Origin of the sequence: Xenorhabdus sp. NBAII XenSa04, from assembly GCF_963866145.1 — a bacterium.
Taxonomy (GTDB): domain Bacteria; phylum Pseudomonadota; class Gammaproteobacteria; order Enterobacterales; family Enterobacteriaceae; genus Xenorhabdus; species Xenorhabdus indica.
The window spans coordinates 1-896 of sequence record NZ_CAWMEB010000189.1; the positions used below are offsets into that span (position 1 = coordinate 1).

The window sequence follows — 896 nt, forward strand, 5'->3', positions numbered from 1 at the left end:
GCCCGACGGTCAATTTTGCCGTTAGGCGTCAGCGGGAAAGCCTCAAGGGTGACGAAGGCGCCCGGTAACATATAGTCGGCAAGATGCTGAGCGAGCTGTTGACGCAGTTCGGCGGGCACCAGTTCAACATTATCCAAAGGCCGGACATAGGCAACCAGCCGTTTTTGTCCCCCGGTTTTTTCAGCAGAAATCTCTTCATATGGATTTTCATTCAGCTCTTCACGTAAGTCTTCACACCGGTCTTCACGCAAAAGAACCACCGCTTCACGTACCCCGTCACACTGCATCAATCTGGCTTCGATTTCACCGAGTTCAATACGGAAGCCGCGCAGTTTGATCTGAAAATCATTGCGGCTGGTATATTCAACATGGCCGTCAGACAACCAGCGGCCCAGATCGCCGGTTTTGTACATACGCGCATCCGATTCGGCAGAGAACGGATCAGGCAGGAAGCGTTCCGCCGTCAGTTCAGGGCGGTTCAGATAACCGCGGGCAACCCCCGCGCCGGCGATATAAATTTCACCAATGACACCGAGGGGGGCTGGCTGGCCTTGTTTATCCAGAATATAAATCCGGGTATTACTGATTGGCCGCCCGATGGGGATTTTTCTGCCGTCATTTTCATCGGCAGCTATCAATGGCATTTCATAGGCAGTGGCGAAAGTGGTTGTTTCCGTTGGGCCATAGACATGCAGTAAGTGCTCAGGTGGGTGATCAGATCGCAGGCGAATGGCTGAACGGATATCGGTTTGTTCACCCCCGAAAAGGAGATAGCGTAAACCCGATAACGCGGGTGCAATCAGGCCAGCGTATTGGTTGAACAGCGCCGTCGTCAGAAACAGTGCGCTGACCCCTTCCGATGACAGACACTGACCAAAATAATCCGGCTGTAGCAA

General features: G+C 53.1%; 1 protein-coding gene. It reads right to left on the reverse strand.

Features of this window, described 5'->3' with window-relative positions; all coding sequences use genetic code 11:
• A partial coding sequence (locus tag AAC147_RS07920) for an AMP-binding protein (protein WP_047686281.1) occupies positions 1–896 on the reverse strand: 896 nt, incomplete at both ends.